General features: G+C 60.8%; 23 protein-coding genes. 5 read left to right on the top strand and 18 right to left on the bottom strand.

Translation table 11 applies throughout. The features are described from left to right. Position 1 precedes the first annotated feature (1 nt). The 15 genes from ureC to FHW77_RS05030 all read right to left on the bottom strand — a co-directional run bounded on the left by ureC (position 2) and on the right by FHW77_RS05030 (position 12,965). Positions 2 to 1,711, bottom strand: a complete 1,710-nt coding sequence (ureC, locus tag FHW77_RS05100) for an urease subunit alpha (RefSeq protein WP_004443293.1) — start codon at positions 1,709 to 1,711, stop codon at positions 2 to 4. Positions 1,712 to 1,715: 4 nt separating this feature from the next. Further along, positions 1,716 to 2,360, bottom strand: a complete 645-nt coding sequence (locus FHW77_RS05095; protein WP_004443297.1) for a hypothetical protein — start codon at positions 2,358 to 2,360, stop codon at positions 1,716 to 1,718. A gap of 4 nt (positions 2,361 to 2,364) precedes the next feature. Continuing rightward, positions 2,365 to 2,784 carry a lysozyme inhibitor LprI family protein gene (locus tag FHW77_RS05090; protein WP_004443299.1) on the bottom strand — a complete coding sequence of 140 codons (420 nt, stop codon included), beginning with the start codon at positions 2,782 to 2,784 and terminating at the stop codon, positions 2,365 to 2,367. A gap of 3 nt (positions 2,785 to 2,787) precedes the next feature. After that, a complete protein-coding gene (locus tag FHW77_RS05085) occupies positions 2,788 to 3,144 on the bottom strand; it encodes a GFA family protein (RefSeq protein ID WP_004443300.1) in 357 nt (118 codons plus the stop codon). Between the two features lies 1 nt (position 3,145). Next, the gene (locus tag FHW77_RS05080) at positions 3,146 to 3,451 is read right to left on the bottom strand and encodes an urease subunit beta (RefSeq protein WP_004443301.1); all 306 of its coding nucleotides are present in this window, start codon (positions 3,449 to 3,451) and stop codon (positions 3,146 to 3,148) included. Between the two features lie 20 nt (positions 3,452 to 3,471). Then, positions 3,472 to 3,729 (bottom strand): DUF1272 domain-containing protein, encoded by a 258-nt coding sequence (locus FHW77_RS05075; protein ID WP_004443303.1) that lies wholly within the window; start codon positions 3,727 to 3,729, stop codon positions 3,472 to 3,474. A gap of 8 nt (positions 3,730 to 3,737) precedes the next feature. Further along, entirely contained in the window at positions 3,738 to 4,040 is a 303-nt protein-coding gene (locus tag FHW77_RS05070; protein ID WP_004443305.1) for an urease subunit gamma, read from the bottom strand. Positions 4,041 to 4,147: 107 nt separating this feature from the next. Next, the gene (locus tag FHW77_RS05065) at positions 4,148 to 4,999 is read right to left on the bottom strand and encodes an urease accessory protein UreD (protein ID WP_004443306.1); all 852 of its coding nucleotides are present in this window, start codon (positions 4,997 to 4,999) and stop codon (positions 4,148 to 4,150) included. Next, a complete protein-coding gene (locus tag FHW77_RS05060) occupies positions 4,906 to 6,159 on the bottom strand; it encodes a CE1 family esterase (RefSeq protein ID WP_004443307.1) in 1,254 nt (417 codons plus the stop codon). The genes FHW77_RS05065 and FHW77_RS05060 overlap by 94 nt, the downstream gene beginning before the upstream one ends. Before the next feature lie 253 nt (positions 6,160 to 6,412). Then, positions 6,413 to 7,108: an urea ABC transporter ATP-binding subunit UrtE gene (gene urtE, locus FHW77_RS05055; protein ID WP_004443309.1), complete on the bottom strand. Its 696-nt coding sequence runs from the start codon at positions 7,106 to 7,108 to the stop codon at positions 6,413 to 6,415. A 217-nt stretch (positions 7,109 to 7,325) separates the two neighbouring features. Beyond that, positions 7,326 to 8,087, bottom strand: a complete 762-nt coding sequence (gene urtD, locus FHW77_RS05050) for an urea ABC transporter ATP-binding protein UrtD (protein ID WP_004443315.1) — start codon at positions 8,085 to 8,087, stop codon at positions 7,326 to 7,328. Positions 8,088 to 8,091: 4 nt separating this feature from the next. Beyond that, positions 8,092 to 9,255: an urea ABC transporter permease subunit UrtC gene (gene urtC / locus FHW77_RS05045; protein ID WP_004443318.1), complete on the bottom strand. Its 1,164-nt coding sequence runs from the start codon at positions 9,253 to 9,255 to the stop codon at positions 8,092 to 8,094. After that, complete coding sequence (urtB, locus tag FHW77_RS05040; RefSeq protein ID WP_004443321.1) at positions 9,252 to 10,865, bottom strand: urea ABC transporter permease subunit UrtB; 1,614 nt, start codon at positions 10,863 to 10,865, stop codon at positions 9,252 to 9,254. The genes urtC and urtB overlap by 4 nt, the downstream gene beginning before the upstream one ends. Before the next feature lie 275 nt (positions 10,866 to 11,140). Then, complete coding sequence (gene urtA / locus FHW77_RS05035; protein WP_004443324.1) at positions 11,141 to 12,430, bottom strand: urea ABC transporter substrate-binding protein; 1,290 nt, start codon at positions 12,428 to 12,430, stop codon at positions 11,141 to 11,143. Positions 12,431 to 12,758: 328 nt separating this feature from the next. Further along, positions 12,759 to 12,965 carry a DUF2735 domain-containing protein gene (locus FHW77_RS05030; protein ID WP_006700348.1) on the bottom strand — a complete coding sequence of 69 codons (207 nt, stop codon included), beginning with the start codon at positions 12,963 to 12,965 and terminating at the stop codon, positions 12,759 to 12,761. A gap of 481 nt (positions 12,966 to 13,446) precedes the next feature. Between FHW77_RS05030 and FHW77_RS05025 the strand changes: the two genes are divergently transcribed. The 5 genes from FHW77_RS05025 (at position 13,447) to FHW77_RS05005 (ending at position 20,692) form a co-directional block, all read left to right on the top strand. After that, positions 13,447 to 14,481 carry a glutamine synthetase beta-grasp domain-containing protein gene (locus FHW77_RS05025; RefSeq protein WP_004443330.1) on the top strand — a complete coding sequence of 345 codons (1,035 nt, stop codon included), beginning with the start codon at positions 13,447 to 13,449 and terminating at the stop codon, positions 14,479 to 14,481. A gap of 223 nt (positions 14,482 to 14,704) precedes the next feature. Then, complete coding sequence (locus tag FHW77_RS05020; protein ID WP_004443332.1) at positions 14,705 to 15,475, top strand: SDR family oxidoreductase; 771 nt, start codon at positions 14,705 to 14,707, stop codon at positions 15,473 to 15,475. A 31-nt stretch (positions 15,476 to 15,506) separates the two neighbouring features. Further along, complete coding sequence (locus FHW77_RS05015; protein ID WP_004443336.1) at positions 15,507 to 18,902, top strand: hybrid sensor histidine kinase/response regulator; 3,396 nt, start codon at positions 15,507 to 15,509, stop codon at positions 18,900 to 18,902. Then, positions 18,899 to 19,825 carry a response regulator transcription factor gene (locus FHW77_RS05010; RefSeq protein WP_004443339.1) on the top strand — a complete coding sequence of 309 codons (927 nt, stop codon included), beginning with the start codon at positions 18,899 to 18,901 and terminating at the stop codon, positions 19,823 to 19,825. Before FHW77_RS05015 ends, FHW77_RS05010 begins: the two co-directional genes overlap by 4 nt. 279 nt (positions 19,826 to 20,104) lie before the next feature. Beyond that, positions 20,105 to 20,692, top strand: coding sequence for an AAA family ATPase (locus tag FHW77_RS05005; RefSeq protein ID WP_044459660.1), 588 nt, complete (start codon positions 20,105 to 20,107; stop codon positions 20,690 to 20,692). On the opposite strand, the gene FHW77_RS05000 is transcribed toward FHW77_RS05005, so the two are convergent. From FHW77_RS05000 to FHW77_RS04990, 3 genes are all read right to left on the bottom strand, one after another. Then, positions 20,641 to 21,357 (bottom strand): polysaccharide deacetylase family protein, encoded by a 717-nt coding sequence (locus FHW77_RS05000; protein ID WP_044459661.1) that lies wholly within the window; start codon positions 21,355 to 21,357, stop codon positions 20,641 to 20,643. The genes FHW77_RS05005 and FHW77_RS05000 overlap by 52 nt on opposite strands. Before the next feature lie 125 nt (positions 21,358 to 21,482). Continuing rightward, positions 21,483 to 22,601 (bottom strand): branched-chain amino acid ABC transporter substrate-binding protein, encoded by a 1,119-nt coding sequence (locus FHW77_RS04995; protein WP_004443345.1) that lies wholly within the window; start codon positions 22,599 to 22,601, stop codon positions 21,483 to 21,485. A gap of 119 nt (positions 22,602 to 22,720) precedes the next feature. Further along, positions 22,721 to 23,074 (bottom strand): DUF6867 family protein, encoded by a 354-nt coding sequence (locus FHW77_RS04990; RefSeq protein WP_004443347.1) that lies wholly within the window; start codon positions 23,072 to 23,074, stop codon positions 22,721 to 22,723. Positions 23,075 to 23,196: the final 122 nt, after the last annotated feature.

Genomic DNA, 23,196 nt, shown 5'->3' with positions numbered 1-23,196 from the left:
GTCAGAACAGGAAATAACGCTGCGCCATCGGCAGCACGGTCGCCGGTTCACAGGTCAGGAGCTCGCCATCCGCACGTACTTCATAGGTCTCGGGGTCAACCTCGATATGCGGCGTCAGCGAATTGTGGATCATCGAGGCCTTGGAAATGCCGCCGCGCACATTCTTCACCGGCAGCAGCTTCTTCGCGACGCCAAGGCGCTGGGCAAGGCCGGCATCCAGCGACGCCTGCGAGACAAAGGTCACCGAGGAATTGGTGCGCAGCTTGCCATAGGCGGCAAACATCGGCCGGTAATGCATCGGCTGCGGCGTGGGGATGGAGGCATTCGGATCGCCCATCGGCGCGGCAGCGATCGAGCCGCCCAGCAGCACCATTTCCGGCTTCACGCCGAAAAACGCCGGGTTCCAAAGAACCAGATCGGCACGCTTGCCGACTTCGATGGAGCCGATCTCGTGGCTGACACCCTGGGCGATGGCCGGGTTGATGGTATATTTGGCGATGTAACGACGAACACGGAAATTGTCGTTTTCGCCGGTCTCTTCCTTCAGGCGGCCACGCTGGCGCTTCATCTTGTCAGCGGTCTGCCAGGTGCGGATCGCCACCTCGCCGACACGGCCCATGGCCTGACTATCGGAGGAAATGATCGAAAACGCGCCGATATCGTGGAGAATATCCTCCGCCGCAATGGTTTCCTTGCGGATGCGGCTTTCGGCAAAGGCGATATCTTCGGGGATGGACGGCGACAGGTGGTGGCATACCATCAGCATGTCGAGATGTTCCGCCAGCGTATTGACGGTGTAAGGCCGCGTCGGGTTGGTCGAGGACGGAATGACGTTGGGATTGCCGCAGACCTTGATGATGTCAGGCGCGTGGCCACCGCCCGCCCCTTCGGTGTGGAAAGCGTGGATGGTGCGGCCCCGGATAGCGGCGACCGTGTCTTCCACGAAACCGCTCTCGTTCAGCGTGTCGGTATGGATCATCACCTGCACGTCATATTCGTCGGCCACCGTCAGGCAATTGTCGATGGCGGCGGGCGTCGTGCCCCAGTCCTCATGCAGCTTCAGCGAGGAGGCACCGGCGAGGATCATTTCCTCCAGCGGAGCCGGCAGAGAGGCATTGCCCTTGCCCGCAAGCGCGAGGTTCATCGGGAAAGCATCGAAGCTTTCGATCATCCGCTCGATATGCCATGCGCCGGTGCAGGTGGTGGCAAGCGTGCCGTGCGCCGGGCCGGAGCCACCGCCAAGCATGCAGGTCACACCACTCATCAGCGCTTCCTCGATCTGCTGCGGGCAGATGTAGTGGATATGCGCATCCATGCCGCCGGCCGTCAGGATCTTGCCTTCGCCGGCAATCGCTTCCGTCGAGGGGCCGACGATGATCGTGACACCCGGCTGCGTATCGGGGTTGCCCGCCTTGCCGATGGCGTGGATTCGGCCGTTCTTCAGGCCCACATCTGCCTTGTAGATGCCGCTATGGTCAACGATGACGGCATTGGTGATGACGGTATCGACAGCGCCCTCTGCCCGCGTCGCCTGGCTCTGGCCCATGCCGTCGCGAATGACCTTGCCACCCCCGAATTTCACTTCCTCGCCATAGGTCGTGTGGTCCTTCTCGATCTCGATGAAGAGTTCGGTATCAGCAAGACGCACCTTGTCGCCAACGGTCGGGCCGAACATGCCGGCATAGGCGGCGCGGGAAATCTTGTATGGCATGGGTTCAGGCTCCTTCGGACGCGGAGAAAATCGATGTGGGGGAAAATCGTGTCAGCCGGCCCGTTCCCGCAAGGGCATCGACCAGCTGTTGTTCGGCGGTAAAGGGATGGCCGCTCCAGCCCTGGTGGCTGAAACCGGCAATCGTCACCTCGTCATCATCGCCGCTGACATTTTCAAGAACATGGGCAATGGCAACGAGCCCGGTGCTGGGGCAGACGTATGGTGCGGGCTTATAGGCTTCGAGCGCCGTATCGAGCCTCTCATGCACACCGCGGGAAATAACGACATGGCTCTTGCCGCCAGCTCGCGCGATGGCCGCGAATTCGCCGGTATAATCGGCGCAGAAATCAGTGAGTTCTGGCCAGGCTGCGCGGATGCCGGGTTCCATTTCGGCAAATTTCGCAGGATCGCGCACCGACCAGATAGCGGCGGCTTGGCGCACACCATGGCTCTCGCGCCATTCGCTTCCCTCCGTCATCTCACGGCCCGGCCGCCCGGTGTTGCACACGGCCACCACATCGGTGCGCGTACCGCCCAGCCCAAGAGACCGGCAATCATTAAAACGGACGACGATATCCGACCGGTCGATAAGCAGGGCCGCGCCTGGCGGCAGCTCCCCGTTTCCGACGATCGTGATCCGCCGCCCCATGGGTTCAGAAACCTTCCGAGAGTTGGCGCAGTTCTTCCGCCCGCTTGCCGCTCGTCTCGGCCAGGCAGGAAGAGATCAGCATCGGCTCCATTGAGCCGCCACGCGCCTGAAAACCGGCAAGTGCGCAATTGGCGTCACGGAACGCCACCCATGCGCGCTGAGCTGTCACCAGCGCATCGGTTGCACCCTTTCCATCCGCATCCGCCGCCTTGTCACGTTCGATGAGCAGCTTGCGCAGCTTCTGATAAGCGACATTGAGCTCTTTGTCGGCCTTTTCGTAATCCTTGCCGGCGCAAATCGTCATGTCCGCCTGCGTCTGCGGTTCCTTGCAGTTTGGCTCAGTCTGCGCTGCGGCCGACGCCGAGAGACCTGCCGTCACGCAGAAGACGACGGCCGTGACGAGGTTGTTTTTGCTGATCGCCATCGCTCAGGCCGCCGCGCCGTCATAAGCCTGCGGCTTCAGCGCCCGCGGATCGACGCCATCGAGACAATTGGCATTGACCGCCACCATCGGCGTACCGTCAGGCCCGTCGGCATAGGCAAAGCTTTCAATGCCGCAGGTGGAGCAGAAAAAATGATGGATCCTGTGTTTGTTGAAGAGATATTCCCTCAGCGTGCCCTCGCCGGAAAGCAACGTGAACTTGTCACGTGGCGCGAAGGCGAGCGTGGAGCCCAGCCGTTTGCACCGCGAACAATTGCAGACAACAGTGTGATCGAGATCGGCATCGACCTCGAAGCTGACGCTGCCGCACTGGCAGCTTCCATGATAATGCGCCGTCGCCATTTCATAACCTCCCCATGACCTGTTGACGGAAACCATAAACCTCCCGCTTGCCGGAAAGCGGCACCAGCGTCACTTCCCGCTTCTGGCCAGGCTCGAAACGCACCGCCGTGCCGGCCGGAATATCGAGACGCATGCCGCGCGCCTTTTCGCGATCGAAAAGGAGACCCGCATTGGTCTCGAAGAAATGGTAGTGGCTGCCCACCTGCACCGGCCGGTCGCCCGAATTGGCCACTTCGATCGTCACGGTCGGCTGACCGGCATTGAGTTCGATGGTGCCTTCGGCGGCAATGATTTCGCCTGGTTTCATCGATGTTCCCCTTATCGTTCTTATGCGGCCGTGGCTGCCGCGCAGCCTTCCGCCTTCAGCACCCGTTGTGTGGATGCCGGGTTATTGATGAGCTTTCCCGCCGGGCGGACGGGCCTTCGCACCAGTTCGCCACCGCAATTCGGGCACGCGCCCTTGAGCACGCCGGTCACGCAATCAGCGCAGAAAGTGCATTCGAACGAGCAGATCATCGCGTCCCCGCTGTCGGGCGCTAGATCACGGTCGCAGCATTCGCAATTGGGCCGAAGTTCCAGCGCCATACGTCACCTCACCGGATCGGTTCGTGAACGGTCACCAGCTTGGTGCCATCAGGGAAGGTCGCTTCCACCTGCACATCGTGGATCATCTCGGCAATGCCGTCCATTACCTGATCACGGGAAATGACATGCGCGCCCGCCTCCATCAGGTCGGCCACGGCGCGGCCATCGCGTGCGCCCTCCACCACGAAATCGGTAATCAGCGCAATCGCTTCGGGATAGTTCAGCTTGACGCCGCGTTCCAGCCGGCGGCGCGCCACCATGGCGGCCATGGAAATCAGCAGCTTGTCTTTTTCTCTTGGGCTAAGGTTCATCGTCGTCCCACGGCTTGGCATCTGCTCCACAAACGAGGTTTGCTGGAAACCAGATCCGACATTTGACAGACCCCGAAGAACGCCTGTCACGAGACGATCCGAGGGGTTTACAGATTCCAGACTTTCGGCACTGGCGCGCCGTTTCGCAAGAGCGAAATGATCGGAAAAAGCAATTTTCTCAAGGAGAAACCATCAGCGGCGGACACGCGCACGACGAGCTTGCCCTGCCACTCGCTGGCACCGCCGCTTTCCCCGGCAATCGCCCGGATTTTAGGCAGAAGCGCCTCGGCCAGAGGCCCGATGTAAAGCAGCGTGGCAAAGGCAACCTGCCCGGCCAGAACCGCCGGTTTCGCGGTCAGCGCCGCCACCTCGCCCGCAAGCAGAAGTTCTTCGGCATGCACCAGCTTGCCGCCGTGGCGAATGCGCCAGCGGTCGCGGAAAAGCCCGTGCGTCATCGCCTCGCCCATGGCCTGGCGGCCAAGCAGCACGGCTTCGACTGCGATGAATTCTGAGGACTGGTCAAGATCGGCTTCCAGCCTTCGCGTCAGCGACGCCCGGTCGAAGAGGATCGTTTCCTGCGGCAGCCAGTGCAGCTTCGCACCCGGCCCGGCGGAAACACGCGCGGTCACGGTGGCGGTGCCGGACGACGCCTTGTAGACCTTCTCGCAGGCCTGCGTGGTGACCACAAGCGAGGTACCGGCGCCGGCGACTGCCTGCCATTCAAGTTCGTCTCCGCCGGTCAAACCACCGGAGGAATTGATGAGAATGGCTTCTGCTTCGTTCGAGTAGGTTTCCGGAAGACGGATCTTGGCGCAGCCCTCCTGAAACAATTCGTCCAGCCGGCTGCGCCCTTCAACTGCCTTGGTTACAATGCGTCCTCTGCCACGGGCGCGCTGTTGCCGGACAGGTTGAGCGTCTTCGCAACCGGAAGGGCTGATGGCTTGCTGTTGCTGCTGCACGCGGTCTCCGAAGCGGTTGCGGAAGCGGGATTGGCCTTGGCGACGCAATCCTTCTTGACGACGGCGTCCACGACAAGCTGACCTTCCGTGTTTCGGAAGAAATCCCACATTCTCTCGGCTGCATCAACAGTCCGCGTCACTTCGCCTGTGGGCATCTTGCGCTCCACGGCGGGCTCCGCCTTCGGTGTCTGCTCACCGCCCGGCTTGCGGGTAACAACGGCGTTTGCGGCCAGAACCTCGGCCTTCATGGTGGCGCGCGGCCAGGCATGGTCCCAGTTCTCGATGACATAGGACTGGATGCGTGCGCCTGCCTTGCAGACATCGTAAGAATTGACGGTGAAGCTCTCGCCCACCTTGCTTTTGGCGGCGCCCTTGCAACCATCCATTTCGGCCCAGCGCTTCAGCGCCGTCTCGCCGCTATATTGCCAGTAGGATTTGCCGCCGCCCTGATAGGGGTTGGCTGGATCCTTCAGCCCGGCGAAGGCGATGATCGACATCGGCCGCGCTGGTGTGCAGCTTGCCGCATCCGGTGCCCATTTGCCTTCGGTCTCCAGCGGATAACCCGCGCGCAACGACGCGACAAAACCGGCGGCATTAAAATCCTTGGCTCCGGTGCAGATGAATTGCGACAGCATGCGCCCGCCGCCGGAATAACCGGAACCGTAAAAACGTTCCTCATCGACGCAGAACTTGCCCTTCACCATGGCAATCGCTTCATGAATGAAGCTCACCTCATCCAGCCCGCCGGGGCGTGTTGTAACACCGGGAACATTCCAGGCATGGGTGCCCGGCAATTCGCCGTTTAAACTGCCCGCCAGCGCGACGACCACAAGACCATCACGCTCGGCAAGCTTGTCCCAGCCGCTGCGGTTCAGCTGGCCGTGCGGGTTGCTATTGGAGCCGTGGAAATCGAATACGACAGGCAGGGGCTTATTTCCATCATAGGCGGATGGAACAAAATAGACGCCGTCGCGTTTCTGCCCGTTAGAGAGAATGGAAAAATCATGCCGACCCGGTTCCATGCCGGGGCCAATACCCTGACCGCAGGTCGATGCCGACGCTGCGGCTCCTGCGCCTGCGCTGATCGCCAGCCCAAGAAGCAGGCTGCGTGCGGAACGAACCAACCGGGAGGCCCGGCCCACTGCAAAGTCTTGAATCATTGACACGCCTTTATTGGCACAGTTTTCCGACAATACGTCGGACGTGCGTGGAATGTAAGGGATCAACTGTCGCGGCGTGCGAATAGACTTTTCCTGTGTCTCGCATGCAGCATTTTCGCTGCCAATATCACAGGCGGTTATTCAATGAAATGCTAAAATTACGCATGAAAGCCATGTCGAGGCGCATAGGCTTTCAAAATATTAATCGCCCGTTTGCACGCCGTGATCGGCGCGCACAGGCTTTGGTCTCGGTTTATACTGTCAGATGCCGCCTCGCTTCCGGCATATCCAGCGTTTCAGCGAGGCCTTGATGCACGATTTCACCTCGGTCCATGATGTAGACGTAATCGGCAAGCTCACGGCAGAAATCCAGATATTGCTCGACCAGCAGGATCGCCATGCCGGTGGAATCGCGCAGATATTTGATGGCCCGGCCGATATCCTTGATGATCGACGGCTGGATGCCCTCGGTCGGTTCGTCGAGAACGAGGATTTTCGGCCGCGTGACCAGCGCCCGGCCGATGGCAAGCTGCTGCTGCTGCCCGCCGGAGAGATCGCCGCCGCGGCGTGACAGCATGGTCTGCAGCACGGGAAACAGGCTGAAAATATCATCCGGGATGAACCGCTCCTTGCGCGACAGCGGCGCATAACCGCTCTCCAGATTTTCCTGCACGCTGAGCAGCGGAAAAATCTCGCGCCCCTGCGGCACGTAACCGACGCCGCGTTTTGCCCGCTGGTAAGGTGCCAGCCCGTCCAGCGCCGCATCGCCGAAACGGATCGTGCCGGCGCTGGTGGCCTGCTGGCCGGTCACGGCCCGCAGCAGCGAACTTTTGCCGACGCCGTTGCGGCCGAGAACGCAGGTGATCTTCCCCATCTCGGCCTTCAGCGACACGCCGCGCAGCGCCTGCGCTGCGCCGTAATGGAGGTTGATGTTGTCGACTGTCAGCATGGTGAAACTCCAATGACGGTATGGTGGGCGGCGCTACCCCCCTCTGCCCTGCCGGGCATCTCCCCCTCAAGGGGGGAGATTGGCAAGTCGCGAACACTCTTCCCCATAGCATCGTGGCACAGGAACGAGCGAGGGCGGCATCTGATCTCCCCCCTTGAGGGGGAGATGCCCGGCAGGGCAGAGGGGGGTACGGTCACGGCAAACGCAAACACCACCATCACCGCCCCAGATAATTCTCGATCACCTTAGGATCGCTCGACACGAAGTCGATCGACCCCTCAGCCAGCACCGAACCTTCCGCAAGGCACGTCACCTTCACCCCCAGCTCGCGGATGAAGCCCATATCGTGCTCAACCACCACCACCGAACGCGTCTTGGCGATTTCCTTCAGGAGCACCGCGGTTTCAGCGGTCTCCGCATCCGTCATGCCCGCCACCGGCTCATCCACCAAGAGAAGCTTCGGCTCCTGCGCCAGCAGCATGCCAATCTCCAGCCACTGTTTCTGCCCATGCGAGAGATTGGCGGCAAGGTCACCCCGGCGGTGGCCAAGCCGCACGGTGGCGAGGATTTCCTCGATGCGCGCCTTGTCTTCCTCCGTCAGCCGGTAGAACAGGGTTGCGAACACGCCGCGCTTGCGGTTCAGCGCCAGTTCCAGATTGTCCCACACAGTATGGCTTTCAAACACCGTCGGTTTCTGGAATTTTCGGCCGATACCAAGCTGGGCGATGTCGGCCTCGTCCTTTTTGGTAAGGTCGATGCTGTCTTCAAAGAGTACCGTGCCGGTATCCGGCCGCGTCTTGCCGGTGATGATATCCATCATCGTCGTTTTGCCAGCACCATTCGGGCCGATGATGGCGCGAAGTTCGCCCGGCTCCACCACGAAGGAGAGGGAATTCAGCGCCCGGAAACCATCGAAGGAAACGGAGACGCCGTCGAGATAAAGCAGGCTTTTCGCTCTGTTTTCGGAAACCGTGTTCATGGGCTTACTCCGCCGCCTGTTGCGCAACCGCGCTGTCGTTGCCAGCCTCACGCGCCGCGCTTGCAACCCGCTTTTCCCGCCGCCCGGCCAGATAATGCTGCACGGTGCCGACGATGCCCTTGGGGAAGAACAGCGTCACCGCGATGAAAAGCCCGCCGAGCGCAAACAGCCAGAATTCCGGGAACGCGCCAGTGAAATAGCTCTTGCCGCCATTGACCAGCACCGCGCCGATGATCGGCCCGACCAGCGTGCCGCGCCCGCCGACAGCCGTCCACACCACCACTTCGATGGAGTTGGCAGGCGAAAATTCGCCGGGATTGATGATGCCCACCTGCGGCACGAACAGGGCACCGGCAATCCCCGCCATCATCGCCGAAACGACGAAGGTAAAGAGCTTGATGTTTTCCACCCTAAAACCGAGAAAGCGCACCCGGCTTTCGGCATCCCGCACACCCACCAGCACCTTGCCGAACTTGGAATTGACGATGCCCGACGCGATCAAAAGCGAGAGCGCCAGCATCACGGCCGTCATGGCAAACAGCACGGCGCGGGTGCCATCCGCCTGCACGGAATACCCAAGAATATCCTTGAAATCGGTGAGGCCATTATTGCCGCCGAAACCCATGTCGTTGCGGAAGAAGGCAAGCAGCAGCGCATAGGTCATCGCCTGGGTAATGATCGAGAGATAAACGCCATTGACGCGCGAGCGGAAAGCGAACCAGCCGAAGACGAAGGCGAGCAGCCCCGGCACGACGAGCACCATCAGCGCCGCAAACCAGAACATGTCGAAGCCGTGCCAGAACCACGGCAATTCCTTCCAGTTGAGGAACACCATGAAATCAGGCAGCACCGGATGGCCATAGACCCCGCGCGTGCCGATCTGCCGCATCAGATACATGCCCATGGCATAACCGCCGAGCGCAAAGAAGGCGGCGTGGCCAAGCGAGAGAATGCCGCAATAACCCCAGACCAGATCAAGCGCGAGCGCCAGCAGCGCATAGGCCAGATATTTGCCGAGCATCGACATGATATAGGTCGGGATGCGGAACGCGCTGTCTTGAGGCAACAGCAGGTTGGAGGCGGGCACCAGCACGGCAATGGCGAGAATGATGCCGATGGCGATGGAAATGCGGCGATCGAGCGCGCGCAGGAGGAAGCCGGTAATCATGCTTCGATCGCCCTTCCCTTGAGTGCGAAGAGACCGCGCGGCCGCTTCTGGATGAACAGGATGATGAGGACGAGCACGAGGATCTTGCCGAGCACGGCGCCCACCGTCGGCTCGAGGAACTTGTTGAGCACACCGAGCGACAGGGCGCCGACCAGCGTTCCCCAGAGATTGCCGACGCCGCCAAACACCACGACCATGAAACTGTCGATGATGTAGCTCTGGCCGAGATTGGGCGAAACGTTATCGATCTGCGACAGCGCCACACCGGCAAGGCCCGCAACGCCCGAGCCGAGCGCGAAGGTGAAGGCATCCACCCACGGCGTGCGGATGCCCATGGAGGAAGCCATGCGGCGGTTCTGGGTGACGGCGCGCATCTGCAACCCGAAAGCGGAGCGCTTCAGGAGAACCAGCAACGCGAAGAAGACGGAGAGCGAGAAACAGACGATCCAGACCCGGTTCCAGGTGAAGTTGAGGTAACCGACACTGAAGGAGCCGGACATCCAGCTCGGGCTACCGACTTCCCGGTTGGTGGGGCCGAAGATGGAGCGCACGCCCTGTTGCAGGATCAGCGAGATGCCCCAGGTGGCGAGCAGCGTTTCCAGAGGTCGTCCATAGAGATAGCGGATGACACCGCGTTCCATGACGAGGCCGACGCAGGCCGTGACCAGAAAGGCGGCCGGCAAGGCAATCGCCAGTGACCAGTCGAACAGGCCGGGGAAATGGCTGCGGATCAACTCCTGCACCATGAAGGTGGAATAGGCGCCGATCATCACCATTTCACCGTGCGCCATGTTGATGATGCCCATGACGCCAAAGGTGATGGCAAGGCCGATGGCGGCGAGCAGCAGCACAGAGCCGAGCGACAGGCCGTACCAGACATTCTGCGCGTAATCCCAGAAGGCAAGGGAACTCTCGATGCTGGAAATCGCCTCGTCCACATCCGGCTTCAGGCTCGGATCAACCGAAGGCGTCGCAGCCATCAGAATGCTGATCGCATCGCGCCCGCCAAGGGCCTTGATGGTGGCGATCGCTTCTTTCTTCACCTCAAGGGGGCGGTCGGAGGAGAGCAGCGAGACAGCCCGCGCCTCCTCCATCCGGGTCCGCACCTCATTATCGGTTTCCTTGGCGATGGCCGCTTCCAGCAATTCGAGATTTTCGGCGCTTGGCGCTTTCAGGACGGCGTCAGCCGCTGCAAGCCGCACGGATTTTTCCGGGCTGAGCAACGTCAGCCCGCCCATCGCGGCGCGGATGACGCGGCGAAGATTATTGTTCACCCTGATCTTGGTAACGGTCGCCTTCGGCGCCGAGCCGGCGCTTTCACCCGTCAGCGGGTCGATCAGCGTGAAATCGGAACCTGCAGGCTTGGTCATGAAGACGAGATTGTCTGACTTGCGCACGTAGAGATCACCCGCCGCAAAAGCCTCCAGCGCCGGCACCACGCGCGCATCGCCAGTGGCGGCAATCTGCCCGATCAGCACTTCGGCCTGCTTGAAATCAGCCGTGCCGAGCTGGTCGATCAGCGCCTTTGGGTCGCTCTGCGCGAGGGACTGGGCGGCGATCCCCATGGTGAGCCAGAGGAGAATGGCTCCGAGAAAAGATCGGATCGTCATGTCGGGTTCCTTGGAGCGGCGGTGTATTTTTGGCGAGGAGTATGCGGCTTACCCCCCTCTGCCCTGCCGGGCATCTCCCCCACAAGGAGGGAGATCGGCAAGATGCGCTCGCATCGCCCCATCTCAACGGAGGAGAAATGCGGGGCCTCGCCGCTTGCCGATCTCCCCACCTGTGGGGGAGATGCCCGGCAGGGCAGAGGGGGGCATGCTTGTTCAGTTTCCAATGATAAAACCGCCCCCACTAAGGGAGCGGCCCATCACAGCGCCCCCGCTAATCAGCTACCCTTGCCGCCGCACTTGCCCGTGGCCACGTTGAAGTTGCCGCAGGACATCGGCTTCCTCCAATCCGAGATCAGATCCTTCGAGTCCGGCAGATAATCCGACCATTCGTCACCCACCACCTGCGGTGTCTGCTGCACGATTTCGAACTGGCCGTCGGCCTGGATTTCACCGATCAGCACCGGCTTGGTGATGTGGTGGTTCGGCATGACGGTGGAGTAACCGCCAGAGAGGTTCGGCACGGAAACGCCGATGATCGAGTCGAGAACCTTGTCCGTATCGGTCGTGCCGGCGGATTCCACGGCCTTAACCCAGGCGTTGAAACCGATATAGGCGGCTTCCATCGGGTCGTTGGTCACGCGCTTGTCGTTCTTGGTGAAGGCATGCCAGGTCTTGATGAACTCGGCATTGACTGGCGCATCGACGGACTGGAAGTAGTTCCAGGCGGCAAGGTGGCCGACCAGCGGCGCGGTATCGAGACCGGCGAGCTCTTCTTCACCCACCGAGAAGGCGACGACCGGAATGTCTTCGGCCTTGATGCCCTGGTTGGCCAGTTCCTTGTAGAAGGGCACGTTGGCGTCACCATTGATGGTGGAAACAACGGCGGTCTTCTTGCCGGCCGAGCCGAATTTCTTGATGTCGGACACGATCGTCTGCCAGTCGGAGTGACCGAACGGCGTGTAGTTGATCATGATGTCCTCTTCCTTGACGCCCTTCGACATCAGGTAGGCCTTCAGGATCTTGTTGGTGGTCTGCGGATAGACATAGTCCGTGCCGGCCAGAACCCAGCGCTCGACGCCCTCGGTATTGGCAAGGTAATCCACGGCCGGAATGGCCTGCTGGTTGGGGGCGGCACCCGTGTAGAAGATGTTGCGCGAGGATTCTTCACCCTCATACTGAACCGGATAGAACAGGATCGAGTTCAGCTCTTCGAAAACAGGCAGAACGGATTTACGCGAGGAGGACGTCCAGCAGCCGAAAACGGCGGCGACCTTGTCCTGAGAAATCAGCTGGCGGGCTTTTTCGGCGAAAAGCGGCCAGTCGGAGGCCGGATCGACCACGACGGCTTCAAGCTTCTTGCCGAGCACGCCGCCCTTCTTGTTCTGCTCATCGATGAGCATCAGCATGGCGTCTTTCAGCGTGGTTTCTGAAATGGCCATCGTACCGGAAAGAGAATGCAGCACGCCGACCTTAATCGTGTCATCGGCAGCGAAGGCGCCGTGGAAGGCGGTGGTGGACAGGATTGCGCCAAGCAGCGCGGCACTGAGCGTCTTGCGGAACATCATCGGAAGGACCCCTCTCCTTGTTGGCCTCTCGTGGAGGCTCAGCGGCATCTTCGGCCGCTGCTGGAGGGACTATCGATCTCGTAAGCGCGAAACCGTATACGTCAATTGACGTAGTCGGGGTGGCGAAAGGTGCAGGGGACGGGACTACCGGACAGAGCGGCCTATGTAGACCGAGAGGTCTCGGCTTGTTTCTTCTCCCCGCCGGGGAGAAGTCCGCGCAGCGGATGAGCGGGTGAGGCCAGAGATATACGGAGAGCTAGCCCCCTCGTCCGACCCTTCGGCCACCTTCTCACCACCGGGGAGAAGAAAGGCGCGGCAACGTTTCACATCAAGAATGCGGCTTGCGGTCGCTCTCTTCGTCCCGGATCGCCTCGTCATGATACCAGGAGCCGAAATCCACATGCGGCTCTCTCGCCTCGCGTTCGAGGTCGCTCAAGCCATTGGTGCGGAACTTGGAGACGCCAGCGCGCCCGCCAACAGGGAATTGGTAGATCGTTGCCGTCTCACGATGAAAGCCAGTCGCCATTTCGGTCATCTCACTCTGTTTGCATCGAAGCACTTGGTCGTGGAATCAAACCCGTGAAAGCCGGATTCGCTCCCTTTGATTAAAAAAAAATCACGTTGCGGAAAATATAGGCATAGACAGTGGTTTCGACAAGAAAAACCATTCCGAAAGCGCTGGTTTTTAGGGCAAATGCCAATCCCTCGCGCGCAATTGAATTTCCTGCATCGCAGCATCGCATGGGACTGCCGGGCGCCAGCTATCTATCAGGATTCAATGATGAAACTTGAGGGGTGATTTACCCTGCTGCGTCGCAACAGAAGCCCCTTTGCAGGAAATCCAGAGGCCCTGCGCCAAAGGCCCCTGAAAGATTTTTCGAAAAAATCGCGGGATATCGCGAATCTGGCACGCGGCATGCATCTAAGGGGTCAGCCCTTGAACGCGAATGCGCTTCCGGTGGTGAAAGCCGCGGGAGGCCTCAAGGCTTCGCATTGTTACCTATGAGAGGTTCGTAATGACTAAGTTCAAACTCGAGTACATCTGGCTGGACGGATACAAGCCGGTCCCCAACCTGCGCGGCAAGACCCAGATCAAGGAATTCGATGAATTTCCGACACTCGAGCAGCTGCCGCTTTGGGGCTTTGATGGCTCCTCCACGCAGCAGGCCGAAGGCCACTCCTCCGATTGCGTGCTGAAGCCCGTCGCGATCTACCCGGATCCGGCCCGCTCCAACGGTGCGCTCGTCATGTGCGAAGTCATGATGCCCGATGGCGTCACCCCGCATCCGTCGAACAGCCGCGCAACCATCCTCGACGACGAAGATGCATGGTTCGGCTTCGAGCAGGAATACTTCTTCTACCAGGACGGCCGCCCGCTCGGCTTCCCGGAACAGGGCTACCCCGCTCCGCAGGGTCCTTACTACACGGGCGTCGGCTTCAAGAACGTCGGTTCGGTTGCCCGCGAAATCGTTGAAGAGCACCTTGATCTCTGCCTCGAAGCCGGCATCAACCACGAAGGCATCAACGCCGAAGTGGCCAAGGGCCAGTGGGAATTCCAGATTTTCGGCAAGGGCTCCAAGCGCGCCGCCGACCAGATCTGGATCGCTCGCTACCTGCTGCTGCGTCTTTGCGAACAGTATGGCATCGACGTCGAATTCCATTGCAAGCCGCTCGGCGACACCGACTGGAACGGTTCGGGCATGCACTGCAACTTCTCCACCAAGTACATGCGTGAAGTTGGCGGCAAGGACTATTTCGAAGCCCTCATGGCCGCTTTTGCCAAGAACTGGAAAGAGCACATCGACGTATACGGTCCGGACAACCACCTGCGCCTGACCGGCAAGCACGAAACCGCTCCGTGGAACAAGTTCTCCTACGGCGTGGCAGACCGTGGCGCGTCGATCCGCGTTCCGCACTCCTTCGTCAACAACGGTTACAAGGGTTACCTCGAAGACCGTCGTCCGAACTCGCAGGGCTGCCCTTACCAGATCGCTTCCGTCGTTCTGAAGACGATCGCGGAAGTGCCGCTCGCAAAGTCGGCTGCTGCCTGATATCGAACTGATGGCGTCGCCCGAACCGGGCGACGCCATTTTTCTGTCCACCGAACGGCCAGGCGGACAGGTGACCTTTCGCCCGTCGCCACATGCGGCATAGTCATCCCGGCGCAGGCATCTGCGTGGTTTTGAGCGATGGCATCGCCGCTTCCTTGACCCGGACAGGGTTCGCCCCGGTGCCTCAAAGCAGGCCATGTGCTTTCGAGCAGAAAGGTGAACGATGGGCATTCTCGACAAATTTTCCCTCAAGAACCGCTCCGCCATCATCACCGGCAGCGGCCGCGGCCTCGGTTTTGAAATCGCCAAAGCCTTTGCCGAAGCTGGCGCCCACGTCTGGCTGACCGGCCGCAATGCCGAGACGTTGCAACAGGCGGTTGACACGCTGCGCGAAGCGGGCGGAAAGGCCGATTATGCCGCCTTCGATATTGCCGATACCAGAGCCGGGGCGGCGCTGGTCCACCGCATCATGAGCGAACTCGGCCACCTCGATATTCTCGTCAACAATGTCGGCGCGCGCGACCGCCGCCCGCTGTCCGAGTTCAGCGACGAGGACGTGCTGGAATTGATCCGCACAGACCTCACCTCCTCCATTTCCCTGTCGCGCGATGCGGCGGAAGCCATGGCGGCAAAGGCCCATGGCCGCATCATCACCATTACCTCCATTCTTGGCCACATCGTGCGGCCGGGCGATGCGATCTATCCCGTCGCCAAACAGGGGCTGACGGGCCTGATGCGGGCCATCGCCGTGGAATATGGCGCGCGCGGCATCACCAGCAACGCCATTGCGCCGGGCATGTTCGCCACCGAAACCAACGCCGCCCTTGCCGAAAATCCTGAGATGGTGGCCTTTGCCAAGCTTCGTGTACCGCTGGAGCGCTGGGGCAGACCGGACGAGATTGCCGGTGCGGCCCTGTTTCTGGCCAGCGACGCGGCCTCCTTCGTCAACGGCCATGTGCTGACGGTGGATGGCGGAATGTCGGTGCGCCTGTGAAAGGCCGCGGGCGGAAAGGCGCTCAGTAGGCATGGCGGCACGGCAACGCATCATCCCCGTCAGGCGCGAATATAACCGCTGGGTCGCCAACCAGACGCTGGAAGATTATGCGTTGCGTTTTACCGCCAAGAGCGCCCGGCAATTTTCCTCCAACCGCATTTCCCACACCGCCATCGGCGCGATTTCCTTTCTGGCGCTGGAAGCCATCGGCGGGGCAATCACGCTTTCCTACGGCACCACCAACGCTTTTTACGCCATCCTTGTCGCTGCCGTCGCCATGCTCGCCGTCGGCCTTCCGATCAGCCGTTATGCCATCCGCCACGGCGTCGATATCGATCTGCTGACACGCGGCGCAAGCTTCGGTTACATCGGCTCCACCATTACCTCGCTGATTTACGCCGCCTTCACCTTCATGCTCTTTGCCATCGAGGCGTCGATCATGTCCGGCGCGCTGGAACTGGCGCTCGGCATTCCGCTCTGGATCGGCTACATCATCTCCGCCGTCATGGTCATTCCGCTCGTCACCCATGGCGTGCGGCTTATCAGCCGTTTCCAGATCGTCACCCAGCCCTTCTGGATCGTCCTCAACATCCTGCCCTTCATCTTCATCGCCTTGATGGACTGGGAGAAATACGATCTCTGGCGCGCCTTTGCCGGCATTCACCACGCCTCCGGCCCGCCGGGCACCATCGCGGATTTCAATCTCGTGGAATTCGGCGCAGCCTCCGCCGTCATTCTGGCTTTGATGTCGCAGATCGGCGAACAGGTGGACTTCCTCCGCTTCCTCCCCGCCGAAGGCCAAAGCCGCCTGCGCCACCGCCTCGCCGTCTTTCTGGCCGGTGCGGGCTGGGTTGTTGTCGGCGTACCGAAGCTCTTGGCCGGCTCGTTCCTTGTCGTGCTGACCTTCAGCTCCGGCGTTTCGGTCGATCGCGCCGCCGATCCGGCGCAAATGTATCTCACCGCCTTCGGTTACATGATCCCAAACCAGACGGCGGCAATGCTGCTGATGGTCGCCTTCGTGGTCGTCTCGCAGCTGAAGATCAACGTCATGAACGCCTATGCGGGGTCGCTCGCTTGGTCGAATTTTTTCTCCCGCCTCACCCACAGCCACCCCGGCCGCGTCGTCTGGCTGGTGTTCAATGTGGCCATTGCGCTGCTCTTGATGGAACTCGGCATCTACCGGCTGCTTGAGGAAACGCTCGGCATCTTCTCCATCATCGCCATGGCGTGGCTCTGCACCATCTCGGCCGATCTCTTCATCAACAAGCCGCTTGGCCTTGCCCCGCCGGGCATAGAGTTCAAGCGCGCCCATCTCTACGACATTAATCCCGTTGGCGTCGGCTCCATGGCGCTTTCCGCCACCATTGCGCTGATGGCGCATTTCGGCACCTTCGGCCCGCTCGCCGCCTCGCTCGCGCCCTATCTCACACTCATCGTCGCTTTCATCGCCTCGCCGCTGATTGCCTGGGGCACCAAAGGCAAATTCTACCTTGCCCGCAAGCCGCGCCAGCAATGGCGCACGGAAAGCAGTATCACCTGCTCCATCTGCGAGCACCCTTTCGAGCCTGAGGACATGGCCTGGTGCCCGGCCTATGCCGCGCCGATCTGTTCGCTCTGCTGCTCGCTGGACAGCCGCTGCCACGACATGTGCAAGCCGAAGGCGAAGCTGAACTATCAGGTCGCCACCGTCGCCAAGACCTTCCTGCCGAGACAGCTTGTGGCAAAACTCGCCACACGCCTCGGGCGTTACGGCATGGCGGCGGCGATTGCCGTCACCACAATCGGCGGCATTCTCGCCATGATCGCGCATCAGGTCGGCACGGCCTCGCCGGAAACGGCAGATGTGGTGAACCGCACCATCCTCATCGTGTTTTTCGTCTTCGCCGTCATTGCCGGCATCGTCTGCTGGTTCCTCGTCCTTGCCCATGACAGCCGGGTGGTGGCGGAAGAGGAATCCTCCCGCCAGAACACGCTGCTCTTGAAGGAAATCGCCGCCCATAAGAAGACCGACGCCGCCCTCCAGGATGCCAAGGAAACGGCTGAGGCCGCCAACCGCGCCAAGAGCCGTTATGTCGTGGGCCTCAGTCACGAGCTACGCACGCCGCTGAATGCCGTTCTCGGCTATGCCCAGATCCTCGAACGTGACGAGACCATTCCCCCTCCCCGCCAATCGGCGATCAAGGTCATCCGCCGCTCCGCCGACCACCTCTCTGGTCTGATCGACGGACTTCTCGATATTTCCAAGATCGAGGCGGGCCGCCTGCAGGTCTATTCCAACGAGATCAACATTCAGGATTTCCTCGATCAGATTGTCGATATGTTCCGCCCGCAGGCGCAGGCCAAGGGGCTGGAATTCCGCCACGACCGCTCGCCCGCTCTGCCTCAATATGTGCGAACCGATGAAAAGCGGCTGCGCCAGATCCTCGTCAACCTGCTTTCAAACGCCATCAAGTTCACCGATCATGGCGCCGTCACCTTCGATGTCGGTTATCGCAGCCAGGTGGCGAGCTTCACCGTGTCCGATACCGGCCGCGGCATTGCCGAAAAAGACCTCGCCCGCATCTACGAACCCTTCCAGCGTGGCGAGGCCGAAAGCGTGCGCCCGATGCCAGGGCTTGGCCTCGGCCTCACCATCACAAGGCTTCTGACAAATACGCTCGGCGGCGAGATTTCCGTTTCCAGCGAAAAGGACAAAGGCTCCACCTTCCGCGTGCGCCTCATGCTATCCGCCGTGCACCGGCCAAGCACGGCGCCGGCGCCGGAAAAGACCATCCGCTCCTATTCCGGTCCACGCCGCACCATCGTCGTGGTCGATGACAACGAGGATCATCGCGAGCTGATGCGGCAGGTGCTTTCGCCGCTCGATTTCGTCGTGCTGACGGCGCAATCCGGTCCCGAATGTCTCACACTCATCGAAGGCGTGAAGCCCGATCTTTTCCTCATCGATATTTCCATGCCCGGCATGACCGGCTGGCAGCTGGTGACGAAGCTGCGCGAGGCGGGTCAGACGGCCCCGCTCATCATGCTCTCAGCCAATATAGGGGACGGCACTGTCGCGGGCGCCGGCGATGACAATCACAACGACGCCATCGCCAAGCCGGTCGATATCCGCCACCTCTGCGACAGGCTCGCCGTGCATCTCGGGCTGAAATGGATTTACGATACCGACCTGCCACCCGCGCCGGAGCCGCAGCCGCCTGCCGAGATCGTCCATCCGGGAGCCATTCACATCCAGGATTTGCAGCGGCTGGGCGAAATAGGCTACATACGCGGCATCGAAGCGAAACTCGCCGATCTTGCCCGCAACACGGAAAACCTGCCCTTCACGCAGGAGCTCGGCGCCTATGTGCAGGCTTTCGATCTGGCCGGTTACGCGCATTTTCTCAAGCGGTTCGAAGACAGTGACAGGGGAGACCTCAAGGCATGAGCGCTCAGGCGGCGGCCCCGAGAGACATCGTATTGCTGGTGGATGACAGCCCGGAAGCGCTCGGTTTCCTCACCGATGCGCTGGAACAGTCGGGCTTTTCCGCCCTCATCGCCACATCGGGACAGGCCGCGCTCAACATTGCAGAACGCATTACGCCCGATATCATCCTGCTCGACGCCGTCATGCCCACCATGGACGGTTTCGAGACCTGCCGCCGCCTGAAGGCCAATGCGGCGGTAGCGCAGGTGCCCGTCATTTTCATGACGGGACTGACCGAGACCGAACATGTGGTGCGGGCGCTGGACTCCGGCGGCGTCGATTATCTGACCAAGCCGATCAATATCGATGAGCTGCGCGCCCGCATCCGCGTGCATCTTTCCAATGCCCGTTCCGCGCAAAGCGCCCGCGTGGCGCTTGACGCCGCCGGCCGACACCTGCTTGCCGTGCGCGCCAATGGAGCCATCCACTGGTCAACACCCCAGGCAACGCGTCTTGTCAACGCTGCGACCGGCCGGGATGACGGCATGGAAATCGTCGTCAGCCATATCGGCCGCTGGCTTGGCGAAAGGGCAGCGTCGGAAACCGGTCGCGATGCACCGCTGACGATCACCCAGGCCGGACGCCCGGCCTTGCAGCTCTCCTTCCTCGGCGCGATGGGCCCGGATGAGCATCTGTTTCGCCTGACCGCCGCCAACGAAAAGTCGGATGACCACCTTCTGAAAGAGCATTTCGCGCTGACGACGCGGGAGTCAGAAGTGCTTTTGTGGATCGCCAAGGGCAAGTCCAACCGCGATATCGGCGATATTCTCGGCCTGTCCGCCCGGACGGTGAACAAGCATCTCGAACAGATCTACGTGAAGCTCGGCGTGGAGAACCGCGCCTCTGCCGCGGTCAAGGCGGCGCATATTCTGCATCAGGGGTGACGGCTCGCCAAATTATGGTAGGCTCTTCCGACACATTCTCGCTCAAATACGCAAATTCTGCTTGTTGAACGAGCGGTAACCCCTTGTTTCTTCTCCCCGCCGGGGAGAAGTCCGCGGCAGCGGGATGAGGGGGCGAGGGCAAAGATATTCGGGGAGCTAGCCCCCTCATCCGGCCCTTCGGGCCACCTTCTCCCCGGCGGGGGAGAAGAAATAGGCGGCAACCACCTCCCAAAAAATCACCACCCCCTGCCCTGAACCCCAATACAGGAACGCACACCCATGAACCGTTTCATCATCCTCTCCGGTTGCTCCGGCGGCGGAAAATCCACGCTTCTCGCCGAGCTCGCCCGGCGCGGTTTCGCCACCGTGGAGGAACCCGGCCGCCGCATCGTCATCGAAGAAATCCGCGATGGCGGCAACGCTCTGCCGTGGATAGACCTCGAAGCCTTTGCGCGCCGCGCCATCGCTGTGGCGCTTGAAGACCGTCAGCATGCGCCAGAGCACGACACCGTCTTCTTCGATCGCGGCCTGATCGACGCCGCCTCGGCTCTACGCGAGGTCAGCGGTGACCCCGTCATCGAAACGCTGCAACGCGAACATCGCTATAACAGGCTGGTCTTCCTTACCCCGCCCTGGCCGGAAATCTATCGGGCAGACGCGGAGCGGCGGCATGATTTTGCCGCGGCCGTGGCAGAATACGACCGCCTCGTCAGGGATTATCAAGCTCTCGACTATGAAACCGTCGTCCTTCCGAAATCAGGCGTCGAAGAGCGTGTTGACTTCATTTTGGAGCGGCTGGACGGAGCGCAGCTGTCTCAGCGATTTTCCAGCAGCTGCGACACGGTCACGAACTCGAACCCGCGCTGACGCAGTCCATCGATGATCAGCGGCAAGGCCTGCCGTGAAGCCTCGCGGCTGCGATACATGACATGCATGATGATGATCGAGCCGTTTTTCGTGTGCTCGATAACGTGCTTCGCAAGAGCCGCTGCATCCTCGGCGATATCTGGATAGGATTCCGGCTCAACATCCCACATGATTGTTTTCCGCTCATGCCGGGAAAGATATAACGGCAAGGCGAACAGCTTCTTGCCATAGGGCGGGCGGAACATGATCTCACCTTTATGACCCGCAGTCCGAATGGCCGCATCGGTGCGCTCGATCTCGTCCCCGACCCTGCCCAGTCCCATAAAGGCCATGTTGGAATGCGTATAGCTGTGGTTTCCAACCTGATGGCCATCGCTGACGATCATGCGGGCCTGCGGCAGGTTTTCTTCAGTTTCCTTGCCCGTCAGAAAAAAGGTCGCTTTGATCCCGCGTTCCCTCAGGATCGCCAGGACCTCAGGCGTGAAACGCACCGAGGGCCCGTCGTCAAACGTCAGGGCCACCACCGGCTTCGGCGTCCCGACCCTCGGAATGATCTCTCCGAACAATTGCGTCGTCCGGGATTTGCTGAAGAGATGAACGCCACCGAGCACCACCGCCAGCATGGCAAGACCAAGGATTAGAGACACCACCCGTTTCATCGCCATTGCCACCCCTCATTGCAGTTTTCGGGAGGTTTTGTCTCTCGCCTTATTGTCTCCAGTGTGGCGCCTGTCGCGCAAAAGAAAAGCCCGGCATTACTGCCGGGCTTCGATAGGGGGCCGCAAAAGGTTTAGCTGCCCTGCTGGATGTAGGTGAACTTGCCGTCCGGACCCTTCTTCCACTCGTACATGACATAGCCAGGAAGCTTCGGGTCACCCTTCTCGTCGAAGGAGATCTCGCCGAGCGCCGTCGGGAAGCTACCCTTCTTCAGCGCTTCGGCAACCTTTTCAGGCTCCACGGAACCGGCTGCCTTGGCAGCGCCGGCAATCGCCTGCAGGGCTGCATAGGAGTAGAGCGTATAGGCTTCCGGGTTGAAACCGGCGGCCTTGAACTTCTCTACCAGTTCCTTGTTTTCCGGGCGCAGTGTCGGATCAGGACCGAAGGTGTTGAGCGTGCCTTCGACGGCGTCGCCGGCGATGGAAGCCAGTTCGTTCGATACGATACCGTCGCCCGAGACGAGCTTGGCCTTCAGGCCCTGGTCAGCCGCCTGGCGGATGATGAGGCCGGCTTCGGTGTGCAGGCCGCCCCAGTAGATGATGGAAACGCCGGCTTCCTTCATCTTGGAGATCAGCGCCGAGAAGTCCTTGTCGCCGACATTCACGCCTTCGTACATGGCTTCCTTCACGCCGGCGGCATTGGCTGCCTTCTTGGTTTCATCGGCAAGGCCCTGACCGTAAGGCGTCTTGTCGTGAATGATGGCGATCTTGGCGTCCTTGAAATGATCGGCAAGATACTTGCCGGCGATGCCGCCCTGCTGGTCGTCACGGCCGCAGGTGCGGAACGTGTTCCACAGACCGCGCTCGGTGAACACGGGGTTGGTCGCGGCAGGCGTGATTTCGAGAATGCCGTTTTCGGCGTAAACTTCGGACGCCGGAATGGAAACGCCGGAGTTGAAGTGACCGACAACGAATTTCACGCCGTCAGCGACGAATTTATTGGCGACCGAAATACCCTGCTTGGGGTCGGATACGTCGTCGCCCAGCACGATCTTGATCTGCTCGCCATTAATGCCGCCGGCGGCATTGATGTCTTTCGCAGCCTGTTCGGCACCCTTCTGGATCTGAGCGCCGAAAGCAGCGTTCGGGCCGGTCAGCGGTGCGCCGACGGCGATCACGACATCGGCCCAGGCCGAACCGCCAAACGCGACCATGGCGGTCAGCGCGACAGCGGAAAGAAGAGACTTCTTCATTACTTTACTCCCAGTTCCTTTGGATGGGTTGTTTGCGAGGACCTGTTCAGTACCCACCTTAACCGAACAGGAAACGTTCCACTCTGCCGAGTATTAGTGACCCCGGAAAATACCGGCTGTCAATTTTTCTTTTTATAGGAAAATGCCGACGTGCGGTCGTAGAGCCAATAGTAATTATTGACCATCTGGCTCGTCCGGCGCATGCGGAAACCGATGCTGGAAAAAACCAGAAGAAGAACGACGTCAAACACGTAGTAGAAGCCGTTGATGAACGGCCCATCGAACAGCGCGTGATGCAAAAACCGCATCACCACGCCGAGCGCGAGCGTGTAGATCACCACCCGCGTATAACCACCCCAGCCGTCGGCAACGGATTTGCCGGTGCGCCAAGCCGTCCAGAAACCCAGAAGAACAACCAACGCGCGCAGAACATACCGCACGCCGTTATCCGTCTCGAAAAAAAGGCCCTGCATCTCTTTCCCCATCAGTGCCGGGCTGAATACCCAGGCCCTGCCTTGTCTGTCGTCCCGTCGTTTGCCGCCGGGCATTTTATTGTTTACGCCCCGCCATGGATCCTTAAGGTTTTGACCAAAAG

Origin of the sequence: Agrobacterium sp. RC10-4-1 (assembly GCF_014138475.1) — a bacterium.
Lineage (GTDB): Bacteria > Pseudomonadota > Alphaproteobacteria > Rhizobiales > Rhizobiaceae > Agrobacterium > Agrobacterium pusense.
This window is presented reverse-complemented; position numbering and strand designations above follow the sequence as displayed.

Excerpts from the sequence above, each read along its gene's own strand:
- FHW77_RS04995 (WP_004443345.1), bottom strand. The coding sequence starts at position 22,601 with ATGAAGAAGTCTCTTCTTTCCGCTGTCGCGCTGACCGCCATGGTCGCG.
- FHW77_RS05030 (WP_006700348.1), bottom strand. The coding sequence starts at position 12,965 with ATGACCGAAATGGCGACTGGCTTTCATCGTGAGACGGCAACGATCTAC.
- urtE (WP_004443309.1), bottom strand. The coding sequence starts at position 7,108 with ATGCTGACAGTCGACAACATCAACCTCCATTACGGCGCAGCGCAGGCG.
- FHW77_RS05070 (WP_004443305.1), bottom strand. The coding sequence starts at position 4,040 with ATGAACCTTAGCCCAAGAGAAAAAGACAAGCTGCTGATTTCCATGGCC.
- FHW77_RS05075 (WP_004443303.1), bottom strand. The coding sequence starts at position 3,729 with ATGGCGCTGGAACTTCGGCCCAATTGCGAATGCTGCGACCGTGATCTA.
- urtA (WP_004443324.1), bottom strand. The coding sequence starts at position 12,430 with ATGATGTTCCGCAAGACGCTCAGTGCCGCGCTGCTTGGCGCAATCCTG.
- urtC (WP_004443318.1), bottom strand. The coding sequence starts at position 9,255 with ATGATTACCGGCTTCCTCCTGCGCGCGCTCGATCGCCGCATTTCCATC.
- FHW77_RS05060 (WP_004443307.1), bottom strand. The coding sequence starts at position 6,159 with ATGATTCAAGACTTTGCAGTGGGCCGGGCCTCCCGGTTGGTTCGTTCC.
- FHW77_RS05020 (WP_004443332.1), top strand. The coding sequence starts at position 14,705 with ATGGGCATTCTCGACAAATTTTCCCTCAAGAACCGCTCCGCCATCATC.
- FHW77_RS05015 (WP_004443336.1), top strand. The coding sequence starts at position 15,507 with ATGGCGGCACGGCAACGCATCATCCCCGTCAGGCGCGAATATAACCGC.
- ureC (WP_004443293.1), bottom strand. The coding sequence starts at position 1,711 with ATGCCATACAAGATTTCCCGCGCCGCCTATGCCGGCATGTTCGGCCCG.
- FHW77_RS05080 (WP_004443301.1), bottom strand. The coding sequence starts at position 3,451 with ATGAAACCAGGCGAAATCATTGCCGCCGAAGGCACCATCGAACTCAAT.
- FHW77_RS05095 (WP_004443297.1), bottom strand. The coding sequence starts at position 2,360 with ATGGGGCGGCGGATCACGATCGTCGGAAACGGGGAGCTGCCGCCAGGC.
- FHW77_RS05005 (WP_044459660.1), top strand. The coding sequence starts at position 20,105 with ATGAACCGTTTCATCATCCTCTCCGGTTGCTCCGGCGGCGGAAAATCC.
- FHW77_RS05025 (WP_004443330.1), top strand. The coding sequence starts at position 13,447 with ATGACTAAGTTCAAACTCGAGTACATCTGGCTGGACGGATACAAGCCG.
- FHW77_RS05090 (WP_004443299.1), bottom strand. The coding sequence starts at position 2,784 with ATGGCGATCAGCAAAAACAACCTCGTCACGGCCGTCGTCTTCTGCGTG.
- FHW77_RS05010 (WP_004443339.1), top strand. The coding sequence starts at position 18,899 with ATGAGCGCTCAGGCGGCGGCCCCGAGAGACATCGTATTGCTGGTGGAT.
- FHW77_RS05000 (WP_044459661.1), bottom strand. The coding sequence starts at position 21,357 with ATGGCGATGAAACGGGTGGTGTCTCTAATCCTTGGTCTTGCCATGCTG.
- FHW77_RS04990 (WP_004443347.1), bottom strand. The coding sequence starts at position 23,074 with ATGCAGGGCCTTTTTTTCGAGACGGATAACGGCGTGCGGTATGTTCTG.
- urtB (WP_004443321.1), bottom strand. The coding sequence starts at position 10,865 with ATGACGATCCGATCTTTTCTCGGAGCCATTCTCCTCTGGCTCACCATG.
- FHW77_RS05085 (WP_004443300.1), bottom strand. The coding sequence starts at position 3,144 with ATGGCGACGGCGCATTATCATGGAAGCTGCCAGTGCGGCAGCGTCAGC.
- urtD (WP_004443315.1), bottom strand. The coding sequence starts at position 8,087 with ATGAACACGGTTTCCGAAAACAGAGCGAAAAGCCTGCTTTATCTCGAC.